The 19,368-nt window shown below is 39.8% G+C and carries 17 protein-coding genes; 6 read left to right on the top strand and 11 right to left on the bottom strand.

What is annotated here, in order from left to right; genetic code table 11:
• The 9 genes from miaB to mutY all read right to left on the bottom strand — a co-directional run.
• On the bottom strand, positions 1-1,178 hold a 1,178-nt coding region (gene miaB / locus HP439_RS09925), incomplete at its 3' end, for a tRNA (N6-isopentenyl adenosine(37)-C2)-methylthiotransferase MiaB (RefSeq protein ID WP_172390182.1).
• 180 nt (positions 1,179-1,358) lie between these two features.
• The gene (locus HP439_RS09930; RefSeq protein WP_343043533.1) at positions 1,359-2,048 is read right to left on the bottom strand and encodes a YiaD family glycine zipper/OmpA-like lipoprotein; all 690 of its coding nucleotides are present in this window, start codon (positions 2,046-2,048) and stop codon (positions 1,359-1,361) included.
• Positions 2,049-2,151: 103 nt separating this feature from the next.
• On the bottom strand, positions 2,152-2,883 hold the full coding sequence (locus HP439_RS09935; RefSeq protein ID WP_172390184.1) for a hypothetical protein: 732 nt from the start codon (positions 2,881-2,883) through the stop codon (positions 2,152-2,154).
• Between the two features lie 91 nt (positions 2,884-2,974).
• Complete coding sequence (locus HP439_RS09940) at positions 2,975-3,373, bottom strand: hypothetical protein (RefSeq protein WP_172390185.1); 399 nt, start codon at positions 3,371-3,373, stop codon at positions 2,975-2,977.
• A 50-nt stretch (positions 3,374-3,423) separates the two neighbouring features.
• Entirely contained in the window at positions 3,424-4,833 is a 1,410-nt protein-coding gene (gene rlmD / locus HP439_RS09945) for a 23S rRNA (uracil(1939)-C(5))-methyltransferase RlmD (protein ID WP_172390186.1), read from the bottom strand.
• 114 nt (positions 4,834-4,947) lie between these two features.
• The gene (locus tag HP439_RS09950; protein ID WP_172390187.1) at positions 4,948-5,523 is read right to left on the bottom strand and encodes a TetR family transcriptional regulator; all 576 of its coding nucleotides are present in this window, start codon (positions 5,521-5,523) and stop codon (positions 4,948-4,950) included.
• 140 nt (positions 5,524-5,663) lie between these two features.
• Positions 5,664-6,701, bottom strand: a complete 1,038-nt coding sequence (gene pheS / locus HP439_RS09955) for a phenylalanine--tRNA ligase subunit alpha (RefSeq protein ID WP_172390188.1) — start codon at positions 6,699-6,701, stop codon at positions 5,664-5,666.
• Between the two features lie 73 nt (positions 6,702-6,774).
• Complete coding sequence (locus HP439_RS09960) at positions 6,775-7,221, bottom strand: single-stranded DNA-binding protein (protein ID WP_172390189.1); 447 nt, start codon at positions 7,219-7,221, stop codon at positions 6,775-6,777.
• 2 nt (positions 7,222-7,223) lie between these two features.
• Entirely contained in the window at positions 7,224-8,291 is a 1,068-nt protein-coding gene (gene mutY / locus HP439_RS09965) for an A/G-specific adenine glycosylase (protein ID WP_172390190.1), read from the bottom strand.
• A gap of 131 nt (positions 8,292-8,422) precedes the next feature.
• Between mutY and HP439_RS09970 the strand changes: the two genes are divergently transcribed.
• The 3 genes from HP439_RS09970 to HP439_RS09980 all read left to right on the top strand — a co-directional run bounded on the left by HP439_RS09970 (position 8,423) and on the right by HP439_RS09980 (position 11,718).
• Positions 8,423-9,280: a M23 family metallopeptidase gene (locus tag HP439_RS09970; RefSeq protein ID WP_172390191.1), complete on the top strand. Its 858-nt coding sequence runs from the start codon at positions 8,423-8,425 to the stop codon at positions 9,278-9,280.
• 126 nt (positions 9,281-9,406) lie between these two features.
• Positions 9,407-9,844: a hypothetical protein gene (locus HP439_RS09975; protein ID WP_172390192.1), complete on the top strand. Its 438-nt coding sequence runs from the start codon at positions 9,407-9,409 to the stop codon at positions 9,842-9,844.
• 11 nt (positions 9,845-9,855) lie between these two features.
• Positions 9,856-11,718 carry a M1 family metallopeptidase gene (locus HP439_RS09980; protein WP_172390193.1) on the top strand — a complete coding sequence of 621 codons (1,863 nt, stop codon included), beginning with the start codon at positions 9,856-9,858 and terminating at the stop codon, positions 11,716-11,718.
• A 109-nt stretch (positions 11,719-11,827) separates the two neighbouring features.
• Here the strand turns inward: HP439_RS09980 and HP439_RS09985 are convergent, their stop codons facing one another.
• Together HP439_RS09985 and HP439_RS09990 are read right to left on the bottom strand one after the other, a co-directional pair.
• Positions 11,828-13,279: a SusD/RagB family nutrient-binding outer membrane lipoprotein gene (locus HP439_RS09985; RefSeq protein ID WP_172390194.1), complete on the bottom strand. Its 1,452-nt coding sequence runs from the start codon at positions 13,277-13,279 to the stop codon at positions 11,828-11,830.
• Positions 13,280-13,294: 15 nt separating this feature from the next.
• Positions 13,295-16,567: a SusC/RagA family TonB-linked outer membrane protein gene (locus HP439_RS09990; protein WP_246229325.1), complete on the bottom strand. Its 3,273-nt coding sequence runs from the start codon at positions 16,565-16,567 to the stop codon at positions 13,295-13,297.
• Between the two features lie 200 nt (positions 16,568-16,767).
• On the opposite strand from HP439_RS09990, the gene HP439_RS09995 reads away from it, so the two are divergent.
• The 3 genes from HP439_RS09995 to HP439_RS10005 form a co-directional block, all read left to right on the top strand.
• Positions 16,768-17,301, top strand: a complete 534-nt coding sequence (locus HP439_RS09995) for a GNAT family N-acetyltransferase (protein WP_172390195.1) — start codon at positions 16,768-16,770, stop codon at positions 17,299-17,301.
• A gap of 49 nt (positions 17,302-17,350) precedes the next feature.
• The gene (gene hemW, locus HP439_RS10000; RefSeq protein ID WP_172390196.1) at positions 17,351-18,487 is read left to right on the top strand and encodes a radical SAM family heme chaperone HemW; all 1,137 of its coding nucleotides are present in this window, start codon (positions 17,351-17,353) and stop codon (positions 18,485-18,487) included.
• Between the two features lie 177 nt (positions 18,488-18,664).
• Positions 18,665-19,368 (top strand): glyceraldehyde 3-phosphate dehydrogenase NAD-binding domain-containing protein (locus tag HP439_RS10005; protein WP_281358184.1); only part of this gene is annotated, 704 nt, incomplete at its 3' end.

Below are 19,368 nucleotides of genomic sequence, written 5' to 3' on the forward strand. Positions count from 1 at the left end.
TTCACCGACTCTGGGATATCGTCTTCAAAACGTTTCGCAGCTAAAGTTCCTGGACGTTCTGAATACGCGAACATATATGCGAAATCATATTTTACATAATCCATCATGGATAACGTCTCCTGATGTTCCTCTTCAGTTTCCGTACAAAAGCCCGTAATAACGTCGGTAGATATTCCACACTCAGGAAGAATACGACGTATAGCATTCACCCGATCGATATACCAAGGACGATCATATGTTCTATTCATCAAGTCAAGCACCCTAGAGTTTCCTGATTGTACCGGCAGGTGAATATATTTACAGATATTTTCATATCTAGCCATCGTATAGAGTACCTCATCGGTAATATCTTTTGGATGGGATGTTGAGAACCGTACGCGTAATTCGGGACTGACCTCAGCGACCAACGTCAATAATTGAGCAAAATTAACCGTTGGCTGCAGTTCCTTACCTTCTTTCGCGGCTGGAGTATATTTGTAAGAATCAACATTTTGACCAAGCAATGTTACTTCACGGTACCCCTGATTAAACAAATCGAGGGCTTCTTGGACAATCGAACGGGCGTCACGACTGCGTTCGCGGCCACGTGTAAATGGTACCACGCAAAAAGAACACATATTGTCACAACCACGCATGATTGATATAAATGCAGAAATTCCATTCGAGTTTAACCGAACCGGACTAATATCAGCATAAGTCTCTTCACGGGAAAGCAATACATTTACTGCTTTTGTACCGTCATCCACCTTATCAATTAAATTAGGGAGGTCTCGGTATGCATCTGGACCAACCACAACATCAACCAACTTTTCTTCTTCTAGAAATTTAGCCTTTAAGCGCTCGGCCATACAGCCTAACACTCCAACAATCATTCCTGGATTCCGTGATTTTGCTGATTCAAATTCTTTCAGTCTGTTGCGTACACGCTGTTCCGCGTTCTCTCTGATTGAGCAGGTATTGATAAAAATGACGTCAGCTTCTTTATAGTCTTTGGTCGTCTCAAACCCTCTATCCAATAGAATAGAAGCGACGATCTCGCTATCAGAAAAATTCATCTGGCACCCATAACTCTCTATATATAATTTTCTACCTTGAGATTTACCTGTTGCCAGCATATCTAATGCCTCTCCCTGACGGGACTCATCGTGTGTTTTCGTAGTATGATCTAGTTCTAGCATAGCACTTTTTAAAAGACTACAAAGTTAACAATAAAAACTTAGAACGGTGACACTTTGGCAGAGGTTGAATAAAATTTAACACTAGGATTTCAACCTAGGAAGCGTACAAGATGATCTATAAAATACAAATAGCAACTCGGCGAGTTGCTATTTGTAGAAAAACAATTTACTTATTTTTTGTTATTGAGCTGCTTCTTGTTCTGCTTCCTTCACCATTTTGTCACCAGCAACAATTGCTATCTCTACACGACGATTTTCAGCACGACCCGCGTCTGTATCGTTTGAGGCAATAGGCTCGGAAAAATTCTTCCCTTGCGTCTTAACGCGACCGCCCGCCAAACCCTGAGAAACAGCAAATGCTTTTACCGCTGCCGCTCTCGATTCCGACACTTTTTGGTTGGCGTTCAATGTCCCCACGTTATCCGTGTGTCCAATCACCAAAATTTCCGTTCCGGGCTCTTTGTTTAATGTAGCTACTAAATTCGTGATATTTTCTTTCGCGGCAGATTTCAATGTCGAACTATTAAAATCAAACAAGATACCTTCATCAAACTTCACGATGATACCCTCATCGGATTTGATTACTTCAGCTCCTGCAACAGTGTTCTCAATTTCTTTAGCTTGTTTGTCCATTTTCTTCCCGATTAGGCCACCTGCTACACCTCCAATCGCAGCTCCTGCAAGAGCACCGACAGCTGTATTACCGGCTTTGCCTCCGATTAATGCGCCAAGCCCTGCGCCTGCAGCAGTACCGATTACTGCGCCTTTAGTTGTACTACTGGTGTTCTGTATAGTAGAACAACTTGCTAACAACATTACAGATGTTGCTACCGATAAGCCATAAACAGCTACTTTCTTATTCATTTTCATAATCAACCTAATTTTCTTTGTATAATTTGTCTAATAATACGTTAAACAAAGCAAATGCCAAAAAGTGTTCTAAAAACGGAATAGATTCAAAAGCACCTATTATTTATTTTTCTTGTGGAGGAATTTCTAACTTTGGAAGACGTGTAGATTTAGGCCTACCATTCCGAACCCAAGTTTCGAAGGAGTTTTTCACATAGCTCATAAAATCATATTGCCCCCATCGCTCCACCAAACTATAGGAAGGCCTATACAAATCCATAAATGACTGGAGCTCATCCCCCTCTAAATTTGTGAGTCTACTTACGGACGTTTTATTAAACACCCTATCAACTTTGGATTGTTCAAGTTCACGATCAACCACCTTCGCAAAACGTTTCGCATTCTTTGCATCACGGCCAAACAAATTATAAAGAGCAGTAGCGGGGCTACCGACATAGGTTCCGAAAGTATTTTTACCACCATTGTAGACACCCTTTTTCCGATAATCGTCTAGCATATCACGCATTTCGGCCTCTTTACTTTGACGGCTGACGACAACGGTCTCAATTGTTAGACCTTGCTGCATTTCAATTAATATATCTTCTTCAGTAAACAGCTGCGTTTTCACAGGGCCGTAACCCGTTTTAGTAAACGAAAGGCTGTCTCCCACTGAAGCTTCAATAATAAAAACGCCAAACGTATTTGTCTTCGCCGTTCTTTTCGTTCTAAGATTAGTCACATTTACATCAGTAATACGCGTGCTTTCTCCTTTTTCCACGACGAATCCAGATATTCCTTTTGTCTGAGCCAGAGTGAAATTCGTCCCAAAAACAAAAAAGACTATTGTGCCTAACATTAGGCATAGATATTTAGTTTTAATATACATTCCGACTAAAATTAACAAATGTTTGGACGAGGTAATGTTAAAAAGTTCTAAATCGAACTTTTTACTTTACGTAAGGATAGAAAACGAAGTTTGCACCCTCTGGCACCACAACAAAAAGGCACATAAAATTCTCTGGTTTCTTAAAATGTTTAATAAAGTAATCTTTGCGCTCTTCTTTAATAATCCCTACTTCCAAGAATTCTTCGAGCGAACTTACATTAATAGACCATTGTGTTTGCAAATCTTTGCGATCTAGTAGCAATTCCCCTACACTAATCTCGTGCTGATGAGCGACAAATATCGGATACTTGGTATATCCCTCTGCTATCAGCTCATTTGAAACTTCTTTTATCGAGTCCGCATAAAAATCTAAATCTAATTTTAGGCTCTTCAACGGACTTTTTACGCCTTTCTCATTTTCTCGAGAGGCTCCCCCAGAAATTAAGTCTTCTATATCCAAAATTTAAAATTAAAAGTCCACACTAATTTATTCTACAATCTAAACAAACATTATGCCTTTAGTTTTAAAAGCACTACGTTTTCGACGTGCTGCGTATGTGGAAACATGTCCACCGGCTTGATACGAGCTACATCATACTTTTTTTGTAAAATTTCAAGATCGCGTGCTTGCGTGGCAGCGTTACAACTTACATAAACTATCTTCGCAGCTTCCATTTCGAGAATTCGATTTACCACATCAATATGCATTCCTGCTCGTGGCGGATCGGTTATAACAACGTCAGGGCGGCCGTGCTGTGCAACAAAATCAGTTGTTAATACATCTTTCATATCGCCCGCATAAAACTCAGTGTTATTGATATCGTTAATCTGTGAATTTATTTTCGCGTCTTCAATAGCTGAAGGAACGTATTCCACGCCCACAACTGCACGAGCAGATCTGGCGACAAAATTAGCAATCGTTCCTGCGCCCGTATATAGATCATAAACAAGTTCATCTCCGCTCAACCCTGCAAATTCCCGCGTTATTTTATACAGCTCGTATGCTTGCCTGGAATTTGTCTGATAAAAAGATTTCGGACCGACTTTAAATTTCAAGCCCTCCATTTCTTCATATATAAAATCACGCCCCGCGTAAGTATATATTTCCTGATCGAATATAGTGTCATTACGCTTTTGATTAACGATATATAGTAACGAAGCTAAAGCAGGAAATTTTTCGTGTATATAGCCCATCAATAAATCTATCTGCGCTTGGTTGGGGTATGCAAAAACAACGATTAACATCACTTCTCCCGTGGAAGACGTTCTGATTATTAGATTACGTAGGGCTCCTTCATGTGCACGTAAATCGTAAAAAGATATTTTATTTTTAATAGCGTAGTCACGTACGGAGTTCCGGATATCGTTCGAAGGGTCTTGTTGCAGAAAACAGTGATCAATATCCAAAATCTTGTCAAAGCGGCCAGGCACGTGGAATCCAAGCGCATTCATCTCTTCGGGGGCAAACTCTTGATCTATCGAGGTTAACCAGCGCTTATTTGAAAAGGTAAACTCCAACTTATTGCGGTAGTAATCAGTTTTCTCGGACGGAAGGATATCTTCTAAAAACGAAGTATCTACTTTACCAAGTCTACGAAGTGCATTTTCTACATACTGCTGCTTAAAGACAAGCTGGGCATTATAGTCCATATGCTGCCATTTACATCCCCCACAGGTTCCAAAATGAGGACAAAACGGTTCGACACGATGTTCAGAAGGCTCTTTAACGCTCACAAGACGCCCTTCTGCGAAGCTTTTCTTTTTACGAAAAAGCTCTACGTCTACCAAATCACCAGGCACAGCGTGTTCAATAAACATCACTAAATCATCTTGTTTGGCAACACCTTTGCCCTCTTCGGCGATGTCTACAATCCTTAAATTTTCAATAAATCGCTTGTCCTGTGGAATTTTTCTACCCATAATGGCTGCAAAAATACGGATTTTTTAGTTATGGTTTGCCGGAATCTTTAAGGGGGAAATTCACAGATAACTGATTGAATAACCAGATAATACCTTACAGCCTATCGATACCTCCTACAGTAGCGTTGCCTGAACAAGATAGGGAAGAATTTCTTTTTGAAAGGAGATGAAGTTTTTTCGCACATCGGCTTCGGTCACTGCCGTGAATGCAAAAGAAAACACAATATTCTTGCTCGACTTAATTAAGAATGTAAGTCGTTCTTCTGGCACCGTTTGTGCAATCGTATTGTTCTGAATAAACGAACTAAGCAGCAGAAATTCTAAATCGTCAGACAAAGTCTTAAGATACTCTTGAGCATTTGCGGACTCGCGAATAAACTCCCAACCAACGAATTCGTTACATACCGTATAAGTCACACGGCTAACTCTCAAAATTGTATTCGCTAGGAAAGTGGAAAGATCTTTCTCTCGAACATTCTTATCCAGAATGTCTTGTACATTTTCTCGAATATAATCCATGAGCACTTCATGCAGAATAAGCTCTTTACTAGAGAAATGTTTATAAAAGGTTGCTTTGGCTATGTTAGCATGCTTGGAAAGCTGATTTACACTCGTCTTATTATAACCATAGCGTCGAAACAGCTCGCGTGCTGATTTTTTGATTGTTAATATGACCAGGTCATGCTCCACAGTATTAGTTTGAACGTAATATTTATATTTTTATTGACACGTAAATGGTCACTATTCTTTTATTTAGATACTAAGAAAACCAATGACTGGTTTATGAATATCAACTAGAAGTCAAAATTGGGCGATCCTTCGCTAAAACTTTAAATGATCTCGGTTTCAAATTGCGATAAAAAACGAACATCGTTTTCTGAAAAAAGGCGAAGATCTCGTATTTCATATTTCAAGTTAGTAATACGCTCGATTCCCATACCAAAAGCAAAGCCAGAATATTTTTTGCTATCAATACCGCAATTATCCAGTACATTTGGATCTACCATTCCGCAGCCTAATATTTCAACCCATCCTGAGTGTTTACACAATTGACAGCCATCACCCTTACAAATAGTACAAGATATATCCATCTCGGCAGACGGTTCAGTAAAAGGAAAATAAGATGGTCGGAAGCGAACTTTAGTACCCTCCCCATAAAGCTCCTGAACGAAATGAAATAGTGTCTGCTTCAAATCTGCGAAAGAAACATTCTCATCCACATATAATCCTTCAACTTGGTGGAAGAAACAATGCGCACGCGCAGAAATTGCTTCATTTCTATATACTCGTCCCGGCATGATCGCACGGAAAGGTGGTTTACCCATCTCCATTAACCGAACCTGCACCGAAGAGGTGTGCGTCCGTAAAGCGATATCGTTCCCGTCCTTTTTTTCTACAAAGAATGTATCTTGCATATCTCGAGCAGGATGTTCTGGCGGAAAGTTTAGGGCTGAAAAATTATGCCAATCATCTTCGATTTCCGGTCCTTCAGAGACCACAAAACCCAGCTTTTTAAAGATTTCAACGATTTCCTTGCGAACTAGCGACAACGGATGTCTCGATCCCAACTGAAAACCTTCACCCGGGAGTGTTAGATCTCCTTCTTCCCTCTTTACGTCCTGCGAAGCGTCAATAAATAATGGCTGAATGTCTGCAAACTTCGCTTCAGCCAACTGCTTAAACTCATTTAGCACCTTACCTAAGGTCTTTTTCTCCTCGATAGATACCGATTTAAATTCCTCAAATAATGATTTCACAACTCCTTTTGCTACAAGGAATTTCAACCGATAGCTTTCCACATCGTTCATCGATGTAGGCTGGAACGCATTAATTTCTTCTGTATACTGCTTTATTTTGTCCTGCAACATAAGGCCAAAGATACGGCAAAATATTTAAAGTCATTGGCGGACCCGTTTATTTTTAACGGCGCGATCAACAATTTTAAAAAGGCAAACCATCAGTATCTGCGTTGTTTTCCAAGAAATCTACCTCCTGGTCTTTTTCCTCTTCATCCGCGGTATTTCCTTCTGATGATAACTTTGTTTGTTGGTTGAAATCTGAAGGTCTTCCTAAGAGTTTAAAGTTCTCCCCTACGATCTCGGTAACAAAGCGTCGATTACCGTCACGATCTTCGAAATTACGAGTGCGTAGACGTCCCTCTAAGTAAACAAGTTTTCCCTTCTTAAGGTATTTAACCGCCATCTCTGCCAAATTCCTCCACATAACAATGTTATGCCACTCGGTGTGTTGCACGCGCGCACCGTCTTTAGTATAATTTTCTGAAGTTGCTAGCGGAAAACTACAAACAGTTACGTTACCGTCTAAATATCTAACTTCGGGATCCTTACCTAAATGCCCTACCAAAATAACTTTATTAACACTCGCCATTATTATAATTTAGTACTGATTAGCTGTTTATTCTTTTCTAGAAAAGAAAATATAAGTTTATGTTTAGCTAATTTATCTAATTTCTCCCATAAATAGTAATTCCCCACCGACTTTTTATCTGCAATAGAAGCGATGCCATCGACGAAATAAAAATGTGCATATATATTTTGGTGGCTCAAAATATGCTTTACCTGTCCCCCAATGGAAATTAGATTCACATTTTCACCAAAATATCTTAGTGTTGAAAGTGTGTCCCTAAGTTCGTCTATATTAAGGTTTTTTTCAGATTCGTACATCGGGAATTCATATAAACTCGCCCAGACGTCCTTATTCCCCCGCTGAACCATTAGCAGCCCCTTTTGGTCTGCTATGATAAAATAATGAAAATAGCGGTTACGACTAGCGCGACCTTTTAACTTAACGGGAAGAACATTTATTTGGCCATGATTATAGGCAGCACACTCCAAACGAAATATACATTGACCACAATCCGGGTTCTTCGGTTTACATTGAATTGCCCCGAAGTCCATTATAGCTTGATTATATGTTCCCGGATGATGTTGATCAAGCATCTCATGCGCTAAATGCGCAAACAGTTTCTTGCCAGACGACGTATTAATTGGTTCGGAGATACCGAAATAGCGCGACAATACTCTGTATACGTTACCATCCACAACAGCGCGAAACTCATTGGATGAAAAAGACGAAATCGCTGCAGCTGTATATTCTCCCACTCCAGGCAACCGAATTACCTGCTCATACTTTCTGGGAAAGACACCTCCGAATTCTTCTATTACCATTTTTGCCGCCTTTTGCATATTCCGCGCTCGAGAGTAATAACCTAGGCCTTGCCATAAACGCAAAATTAATTCCTGATCAGCCGCAGCAAATTTTGTTACAATAGGGAACTCCTCTAAGAACCGATAAAAATAAGGCATTCCCTGCTCTACTCGAGTCTGTTGAAGAATGATCTCCGAGAGCCATATAACATACGGGTCAGACGTGTCTCTCCAAGGTAATACGCGCCCATTGACTTGGTACCAATTGATAAGTTTTTCAGCAAATGACATGCACAAAGTTGGTCATTTTTTAACAATAAAAACAGGTGTTAAAAATGTTAAAAAATGTAAAATATTGACTACAAAGAACATGATAAGCTACTTTTGTGCACCGTACATAAAAAGTTTTTATTATTGACGCCATGCTAAAGAAAAAAACATCTGTCCTTTTCGTTGAGCCAGATGGTACATCTACAAAAAAAATACAGATACCGACACTTGTTGTCACACATTGGAAAAAAGTTCTTGTTTCATCAATTGTAGTAATTACAGCGATTGTGCTTACTGCGATTTTTGCAGTACGACAATATACATCGGAGCGATATACGACCGTTTACGGTCGTCAAATAAATGAACTAAAAGAACAGAATCGCCAACTCGAAAAAGACGAGTTCGACAACCAGATGACAACTGAAGAAATGAAAAAGTCCTTCAACTCGATTGACAGCACCCTAGAGCGAATCAATCAGAAGATGAAGAAACGTGGTTTAAAAGCGATCAAGATGGACAACGTCGGAGGACCTGTGGAAGAAGAAAGTGACGAATATCTTATTGAACTTTCTCAATTTTATAAAGAACAACTAATAAAGCTAGAAAATAGACTTGAAGGGATGCCTCTTGGTATACCGCACCCAGGTCGTATCACATCGCCATTCGGTTACCGCAGAAATCCATTTACTAACAGAGGACGCGAAATGCATTCCGGAGTTGATCTTAAAGGCAAAACTGGTGATCCCGTAAAATCTACAGCTAAAGGTAAGGTTACATTTGCCGGATATCAAGGGAACTATGGGTATGTCGTTATGATTGAACACAGTAACGGGTACGAGACGCGTTACGCCCATTTGGTACGCACACGCGTAAAAAAAGGGGAATATGTGGAAGCCGGTGAAATTGTCGGGTTACTAGGTAGCACAGGACGTAGCACAGGACCCCACTTGCATTACGAGGTGCTCGTCAACAACCGAAAGGTAAACCCCGCAAAATATTTCAATTTCTAAAAGTATCAAAGCATAAAGTCGACGCTCCAACCTATTTGGAGCGTTTTTTTATATAAAAGCTCGGGTTGGGAACGAATATTAGTGTAATAAAATCGTTTTTTAAATGCGCTTTGTTATTTTTGAAACATGCGCGGAGCCGACTTTGAAATTGCAACCCTACATCGTGGTAAATATATGCTAGTGCTATTAGCTGGACTATGCGTTGTGACCGTCCTCGTGTCTCAATTATCGATTCAAGAAATATTGAAAATAATTATCGTCCTACTTAGTGTTCCGCTGCTTTTATTCTTGGGCACCAAATGGAGCGCGAATCCTTCTAGGTGGCGAATTGACGATCGTCTATTGTCTATTAATTTCAAGAATGATTCTCACAGTATCGATATCCAAACGATCAAGTATATACGAAATGTACCCCGTTCAGGTGGTAATCTGATTATGATCTTCTTTAAAGACGCAAGACAACCTAAACGCTACTGGCGGAATAAATTGTTTCAAAATGCCGACGATTTAGAGTCGCTTATTCACGCTTTAAAGATGGAAGGCATTGAATATTACTATGCATAACTAATATCAAAATGAAAAAAATCATATTTTTTACCTGTCTACTTTTAATATCAACTGCCGCTTGGTCGCAACGTGCAGGTTATTGGCAGCAGCATGTGGACTACAAAATGGACGTCGAGGTTGACGAGAAAAACTATCAATATCAGGGAGAAATGACATTGAAATACACCAACAATTCAAATAAAGATCTTCCTAAAATTTATTTCCATCTGTATTTTAATGCTTTCCAGCCTGGAAGTATGATGGACTATAGGCTTTCTAATATCATTGACCCAGATTCGCGGATGACTACGAACATCGGCACAAAGGAAAACCCGCAGTATCAAAGTCGTATAGCAGTTTTAGAACCAGATCAAATCGGCTATCAAAAAATCAACAGTCTTACCGTGGATGGTCAAGAAGCGACCTATAAGGTCGATGGAACGATCCTGGAAGTGACACTTAGCCAAGCAATAAAACAAGGGAAAACCGCGATCATAGAAATGGAGTGGGAAGCACAGGTTCCCGAACAAATTCGTCGTAGTGGCCGCAACTCGAAAGAAGGGGTTGCGCTGTCGATGGCACAATGGTATCCCAAAATGGCGCAGTTCGATGAATTTGGTTGGCATTTAGATGAATATGTGGCCCGCGAATTTATTGCTCCTTTTGGAAATTTTGATGTGACTATCCATTTAAATAAAGATTATGTCGTAGGTGCTTCGGGAAAACTGCAAAACCCAACACAGGTAAAAGGATATACCAAGAACGCCAAAATCAAGAGCCAAGACGGAAAAGCAACATGGAACTTCAAAGCTGAGAACATTCACGATTTCGTTTGGGCAGCGGATCCTAAATTTGAAGTCGATTCTGCGAAAAGCAATGGTGGAGTGACCATATATACAGTCTATTTACCGACAAATAAACAAGTAAAAGAAAATTGGGCGACTGCACTTTCATTATCCACTGAATTCTTTGATTACTGCGGGACGCATTTCGGAAAATATCCATGGCCCACCTACAGCATTATTCAAGGAGGAGATGGCGGTATGGAGTACGGCACAGCAACCCTCATTACAGGAGGCCGTGATATCAAAAGTTTAGTGGGCGTAATATTTCATGAGGCCGCACACTCTTGGTATCAACAACTATTTGGAGTGAATGAAACGGTTGACGAATGGTTTGACGAAGGATTCACTAGTTACATCGAGGAACTAGCGTTCCAAAGTCTATTCGAGAAAAAAGGTGCATTAGAAAGCAATCCCGTTATTAACGCATATCGAGCGTACTACAAATTAGCTCTCTCAGGGAAAGAAGAACCCATGAGCCTTCTAGCAGATTATTACAACACAAATTATGCTTACGGCAACGAAGCTTATAATAAAGGACAAGTTCTCGCCGAACAATTAGGTTATATTATCGGAAAAGAAAACTTACAAAAAACCTTCCTTGCATTCTACGACCTTTGGAAGTTCAAGCATCCAACACCAAATGATTTCAAGCGTGTGGCAGAAGAGACTTCAGGCATAAACCTTAAATGGTACTTTAATCTGTTTATCAATACTACAAGAACGATCGATTATGCTATTGGGACTGTAACTGACAACGAAATTAATCTGATCAACAAATCAGATCTGGCCATGCCGCTAGATGTTCTTGTAGAATACGAGGATGGCAGTAAAGAACTTTTCTACATCCCACTTCGCGAGATGCGCGGAGAAAAGCCTATTGAAACTTTGGAAATATATCAAGACATAAATAGAACGACCCTTGAAGATTGGTTTTGGACAAATCCGAATTACAAGATCAAGGTCACGAAGAAACCCGTTAAAGTACAAATCGACCCCTCATTACGTTTAGCGGATATTGAATCGTCAGACAACTTATTTGCTCGATAAATCAAGCGACATCTTATAAAAAATAACACCGCCCCAAAATTTGACAATTTTGGGGCGGTGTTATTAAACGCACATCGTTTGATGAAAATAGAATGTTAAACAATTTCCGTTACTTTTCCCACCATACTTTGGTATGAAAATCATCTGCCCCCATCTGCTCCACGGCTTTTGCATAATTCTCTGGATTAAATCGACGAACATCCGCATGGTACATAAAACGAGATGGCATTACTCCTTGATAAAACATGTAAGGAGTCGTTGGCAATTCCGGGAAGCCGGTTCTACGGTACTCAAACCACTGCTGGTAATCAACCATAAAGAGTCCGAGGTATTTTTGCAGCATTATCCGTTCTAGCGTTCCATCAAATTTTGCAGATTCATTGGAAAAATAATCTTCCGGTAATGTTCCTCCATATTGCTCAACAGATGCTTGTACACCTTTTTCATAAGCTTCTTTTGCTAAATCAGCCTGCCCTAGACCTAAATAAACCTCTGATTTTATAAATTCAACCTCAGAATATGGCATGATAATCTCTTTGATCTCTGTACCAACATTATTTGGATACATCAAATCTCCATTAGGCGTGCTTGGATTATAGTCCAATCCAGACAGGTCTCCCGAATGTCCCGACTGAATCCCGCGATATCCAATATTTTGAATTTCACCGTCAACTAAGCGGTTTGCCTGGGTCATGATAAATGGACGTCTAGGGTCATTCAACTCGTTTAAGTTATCCACGAAAAAGTCCGCCATTGCTGTGAAATTTACATAATCCTGTCTTCTTCCCCACGCATAATCGTAGGGTGACAAACCCGAAATCCTCACTATCGCTGCATCGTCATTTGAATTGAATATTGGGTAATCGTCGGGGTTATCTAAAATCGCCTTTATCTTCTGGTATGCATCTATTCGCTTGGACTGTCTAAGATAATATCGTAGTAACAACGAATTATTAAACTTTCGCCATAAAGTCTTATCATTTCGATATAAAATATCTTCGCCTTCCATCACACCTTCGGAAACATAGTCAACATTCGCTTGTTCGAGTGCTGCAGTCATATTCGAATATATTTGCTCCTGCGTGTCAAATTTTGGTTGTGTTATCCCTTCTTCAGCAAGTAAACCTTCTGAAAACGGCACATCACCAAAACTATCAGTAAGAATACCAACAATATACGCTTTCAATGTAATAGCTACGGCTTTATAAACAGAATTGCCTTCACGTTCAGCGGCCTGCTCCATTTCCCGAATATTGCGTAGATAGCGATAGCACGTAGTCCAAGTACCATTTCCACTAGTTTCGGTGAAATAGTAACGATGGACTCCATTTGCAGCACTAGGGTTCGAAAGACCTGTTTGCATAATTTCCCAAGTAAAATCGTTACTTCTCAAGGTAAAATACGTAGACATGCCATACACTGTCGGGGTCACTAGCGAACCAGGCGTTACCATTTCAATTCTATTTGGATCAGTGTTTAACTCATCGAATTTATCTGTACAACTATTCAGTCCTGTTAAGGTAGTCGCCAATATTGCAATACTTATATATTTGATTTTCATTTTCGTATCCTCCCCTTAAAAGTTAACTCTTAAATTCACACCATAGGTTTTTGTACTCGGCATCTGCCCCATCTCAACACCTGGCACAATCGTGGCTCCGTTCAAAGCCGCAGTCTCGGGATCATACATCGGAAAATCTGTGATCATAAAAAGATCTCGTCCGAATAACGCTACGGAAGCACTGTTCATCTTCCAACGAGAAACTAACGACGTCGGTAGACTAAATTCTAAGCGAACCTCGCGTAGTTTTAGATAAGAAGCATCAAAACTGTTTGTCTCTAGATTTGCTCTTCGGTAATAATCACCATACCACGTATTAATAGGTACTTCTTTCGTATTTGGCGAGAATGTGCCATCACCATTATCAATGACTCCTTCTCCGACGATCGTACCTGTTTCACGTCCAACTAAAGTATGTTTTAGTTTTCCTTGTTCAGTCATCTTATGATGGGTCTGGGAATATACTATCCCTCCGTACTGACCGTCTATCAGGGCGCTCAAAGACCAATTCTTATATCGGAATTCGTTATGAAATCCACCGCGCCAATCCGCATAAACATTTCCAATTTTTGTTTTGTCCTCTGGCCGGGCCGCTAAGCCTGTTGTGCCATCAATAATGACTTGGCCTTGATCATTCCGAACCAATCCGTATCCCCATAAGTCACCAGTTGAACCGCCGACTGTCGCAATTATTTGTGCGGCGCCTGAACCGGTTGATGAGATGACCTGTTGAGGTGTTTCTACACCTTCGCTAAGCTCTAAGATTTCATTATCGTTAGTTGCCCAAGTTATTGTCGAGTTCCATGAAAAATTTTCATTACGCACCGGTGTTCCTGTCAAACTTACCTCCCATCCCTTATTTTGAATCAATCCGCCGTTAATAACAGCAGAACTATATCCCGTCGTTACGTCCAACGGTACCGTTAAAATCTGGTTTCTAGATCGGTTGTAATAAAAGTTGACATCTGCAACAATACGATTATTCAAAAAGGCGATGTTAAGCCCCCCTTCTGTTGAGGTCGAAATTTCAGGTTTCATCGCCGCATTACTTAACACCGGAGGAGCTTCTGCAGAACCTGGAAACACAGAGGGTGAATAATATTTCATCGTCTTGTAAGGACTTGTATCATTCCCTACTTGAGCATATGAAAGACGTAACTTTGCAAATGAAATTTCTTTCGGGAGAGACATCAATTCACTTAGGATAAAGCTGCTACTCGCTGAGGAATAAAAATATGATCGACTATCCGAAGGAAGCGTTGACGACCAATCATTTCGAGCAGTCAAGTCTAAAAATATTTTTTCTTGCCAAGAAAGGTTGACGAGACCGAAGACACTTTGAATTTCTTTACGAATTAGGTTGTTATCGTCAGCTAAAGCATTAGTAAGAGCGTTACTTAATTTATAGATACCTGGCAAATTTAATCCACGCGCCACTCCCATCGCTTCTTTCGTTTGCTGTTTCATGAGATTCCCCCCAAGAGATGTTCTAATTTTTACATCGCCACCCAAATCATCATTAAATGTAAGCAAAGCGTCAGTATTCGATTCCATATAAAAAAGATCCTGTTGCTTGTAATAACCTTTAGGGAAATTGGCTGTATCCCAAGGTCGACGCTGCTCACGCCTATCTGAGCGCATGTTTATCCCAGAGCGCAACATGAATTCCCATTTTGGACTGATCGTATATAGCCCTTGTAACATACCGTCGAATCCATTGCTCACTAAACTATTGGTCATCTCGTTAGCAATGACAAAGGGATTTTCAATATAAGAACTAAATGGATGTATCTGCTGACGATTCTCTTGACCTTTAAGCCACATAGGCCGGTACCAATCCAAATCAATACTTGGATTCTGAAATATCATAAAGTACGCTATTGATTGGTTATTATACCCAGTACCCGGAAGATTATCACTTGTTTTGTTGGTATACGTTCCTTTAAAATTTAATTTTAGCTTATCGCTTAAATCTGCTGAGCTATTAAATGATGCCACCAAACGTTCAAATCCAGTATTTGGCATAATCCATTCGTTCTTAGTATGTGTAATTGAAGCTCTAGAGTTAAAGTGATCGGAACCTCCGTCTAAAGCAACACTGTTCATATATGTTGCGCCCGTCCTAAAAAAACCTTTAACATTATCTTTATAGGGTACCCATGGTGTACGCGACGGACCCTGTCCTTCAACTTCGGGATCATATTGAAAATAACTCTGTCCATCGAATTTCGGCCCCCAAGCACTAGAAGTGCTGCCCGTATTAGCGCCATCTTCACTTAATTGATAGGAATAGTAAAGCTCTCCATCAGTATTACGGTTCAGATTACCTTGCCCATATTCGTACTGAAATTCTGGCCATTTTAAAACATTTTGGAAGCTACTGTTCGAATTCACCGTAACCCCGATTCCTTTGCCATTGCGCTTTCCAGACTTAGTAGTGATAATTAATGCGCCATTTCCCGCGCGGCTTCCGTATAAAGCCGTTGCAGCAGCTCCTTTTAATACCGAAATCGACTCAATATCGTCGGGATTTATATCGCCCAACCCATTTCCAAAATCTACAGGTATATCTTTATCCGCGCCACTGGAACCAGCACCGTAGGCGTCGGTTACACCAGAACTAAAACGCCCGTTGACCATCGGAATACCATCAACAACGATTAAGGCTTCATTATTTGCCGGATCTAATGATCGATCACCGCGTAAATTAATTCGAGCTGTATTTAACGGTCCTGAACTTGCTTGACTAATATTTAAACCGGCAACTTTCCCCTTCATTGCATCGACCCAATTGCTTGGAACCGCGTCAGTCATCTGTTCGCCGCTTATTTTACTTACAGCGTATCCTAACGATTTCTCTTCACGCTTGATACCGAGTGCAGTTACAATAACTTCGGAGATCTGCTGATCAGACTGTCTCATCGAAATGGCAACATTGCTCGCGGCCGATGTCCATTTTCTTGTCAATGGTAAATAGCCGACACTTTGAAAAGTAACATCATGACCAGCGGAAACTTGTATTTCGAACTTTCCTTGATTGTCAGTAGTGGCTATCGGGGTTCCTCCCGCATGAATCGAAACGCCAACGATCGGGGTACGTAACTCCTCATCAATTATATAGCCCGAAACCGAAATCTTTTGCTGAATTACCGCCCGCTCCGAGTGGATTGGGTTTGTTAGCGATTCAGCGAATGCAGACGTAAAACCGAAGCCGGACAACAAAAGACATGCTTTTGGAATCCATACTGGACAACGATTAAACTTAGAACTCATTTTTTTCATCATCATCGTTAAAATCAATATTGGTAAACGAACAGGTTATAATTCTTACCGGGACGAAGCTAAGGATGCTATATAAACCCAGTGTTAATATATTATTAACATAAATATACAATTAATCAGAAAAATACTTTGATAACATCACCTAAAGAATCAGCTTCGATTTAAAAACACAAAGGATTAGAGCGCTAATAACTATCTTAGCTAAGATGGAACGTAATATCGAATTAAAGAAATATATAGAGCAGGACATACTGGAATATCAACAGCTGGTTAGATGTCGTGAAGTTATGTTCTATATCACTGGCGATGGAATGACGAATGAGCAATCCAAAGCAAAATTCAAATCTATTATCTCGATCAATAATAAATATGCCTCAATTGGGTATTTCCAAGTTTTAGATCAAAACACTAAAGAAGTTTTAGGTGAATGCAAATTAGTATACTATCTTGATGATCCTATTTTATTTGAGATTGGGTATCTGCTAAAAAAAGAATATTGGAGACAAGGGTTAGGATCAAAAATTTGCCGACATTTATTAGCGTTTGCGCAACATATTGATCCTAAAAAAAATATCATTGGGGTTATACACCCTGAAAATATTGCTTCAAAGCGGCTTCTTGAAAAATTCGGCTTTAAAAGTATTTTCCGAGATATTGAAAATGGTATCCCCACTGAAAAATTAATTTTACTTTCACATTTCAACGAAATCGAACATCCAAAACCAGTGTACAAATTTTGACGCCTATACTTATGGAATAACTATCTTTGCTCGTCAATTCGTTTATTAAATGATTTACTTCCATATTCCGTTCTGCAAACAAGCATGCCACTATTGTGATTTTCACTTTAGCACGTCAATAAAATATAAAGACGAAATGATTCAAGCGATGGAAAAAGAAATTAACATACGCTCGAACTACCTACAAAATAAGAAAGTAGAGTCAATTTACTTCGGAGGTGGAACCCCGTCCATCCTTAACCCCTCCGAAATTGACAAACTGATCGGCTACGTCTCAAAAAAATTCGAAATTTCAAATAATGCAGAAATTACGCTAGAAGCGAACCCCGATGATTTAAGCGTTCAAAAGGTAAGTGATCTTCGTAAAACACCCGTAAACAGATTTAGTATAGGTATTCAATCTTTCTTTGAAGAGGACTTACGATGGATGAACCGTGCCCATAATGCTTCAGAAGCCGATTCGGCTATCAAAAGGGTGCAAGACGCGGGCTTCGAAAACATCACCGCAGATCTCATATACGGATACCCGCTCCTGACAGACGAGAAGTGGACATCAAATATGGGACAACTATTAGCATACGACATTCCCCATATATCATCATATGCAATGACGGTTGAGCAAAAAACTGCGCTAGCTCACTTAATAAAACAGGGAAGATCGGAGCCAATTGATGAAATACAATCGGCTCGTCAAATGAATATGCTCATCGATACCCTCCGCTCAAATGATTTTGAACACTACGAAATTTCAAATTTCGCCAAACTAGAGCGATATGCTAAACACAATACGAACTATTGGAGAGGACATCATTATCTAGGAATCGGTCCTTCAGCTCATTCATTCAACGGTAGTTCACGCAGTTGGAATATCAGTAATAATGCGTCGTATATTCGAAGCATAATGAGTGGAGAAACAACGATGGAAACAGAAATCTTGACCTTTGAGGATCAATTCAACGAATACTTAATGACATCCTTAAGAACAATATGGGGGGTAAATATCAAATATCTTAAAGAAAGGTTTGGCGATCTTGCGGTCGATCATATTAACAATGCTTCAAGAGAATTTATTGAAAAAGGACATTTAGAGATCACCTCAGACAATTCCATTCGACTTACCGCAGAAGGGAAACTTATTGCTGATATGCTCGCCTCAGAACTTTTCCTGCTCAATCCAAATTCTTAAATAAAAAGATTCATTAAACTTCTTTTAAAATTTCACTTTTATCAAAAAATCATAATTTATTTTAAATTTTCTTAAAATAAAAACGTTTAAGCATCTGTGTTTTATCATTTTTTTAAAAAATAGGATTTTCGTTAATATAAATCCATATGTTTGTCCCGTAATCATTTATAAAAAATTATGGGACAAATGGCCACTTTTGAACAGGAGATCAAAAGTTACAAATCCAAACAATTGGCAGCCGCCAATCTAATTGAAATTATTAGCAATCTATGGATTAATCATGGCATAGAGCTCGTTCTTTTCCGTAACCAGTTAATTGACCGACGAGGCAGTCTAGTTCTACGTTTACATCAACAAACGAAAACATTAATGTCGAGCGAGATTCCGATCGAAGAGACCTTAGCAATTGCACAGTGTATTCAGGACATGACATTGCCGCTCGCACGGATCGATATTGGCACACTAGCACTTCAGGCGCGAAACAAAGAACCCAACGATTCCCTTTTGTTCTTCGTTCAAAAACGACTAGCCCCAATAATACACCATCCTAGTTTTTCACCGAAAGACGTTGTCCTCTATGGATTCGGACGTATTGGACGCTTACTTACAAGAGAGATCATTAATCATACGGTAGGAGGTTCGCTGCTTCGACTCCGTGCAATTGTTACGCGCGACAGGATCAATAGTGACAGCTTACAAAAACGTGCAAATCTACTTCTTCAGGATTCTATACATGGGGATTTCCAAGGGATTGTAGAGGTCGACTCGTCCAATAATTCATTAATTATTAACGGGAATAGGGTGTATATTATCTCTGCAGATAAACCTCAAGAAATCGATTATAGTATCTATGGTATACAAGGGGCTTTAATTATTGACAA

The organism is Sphingobacterium shayense (assembly GCF_013179575.1).
Lineage (GTDB): Bacteria > Bacteroidota > Bacteroidia > Sphingobacteriales > Sphingobacteriaceae > Sphingobacterium > Sphingobacterium shayense.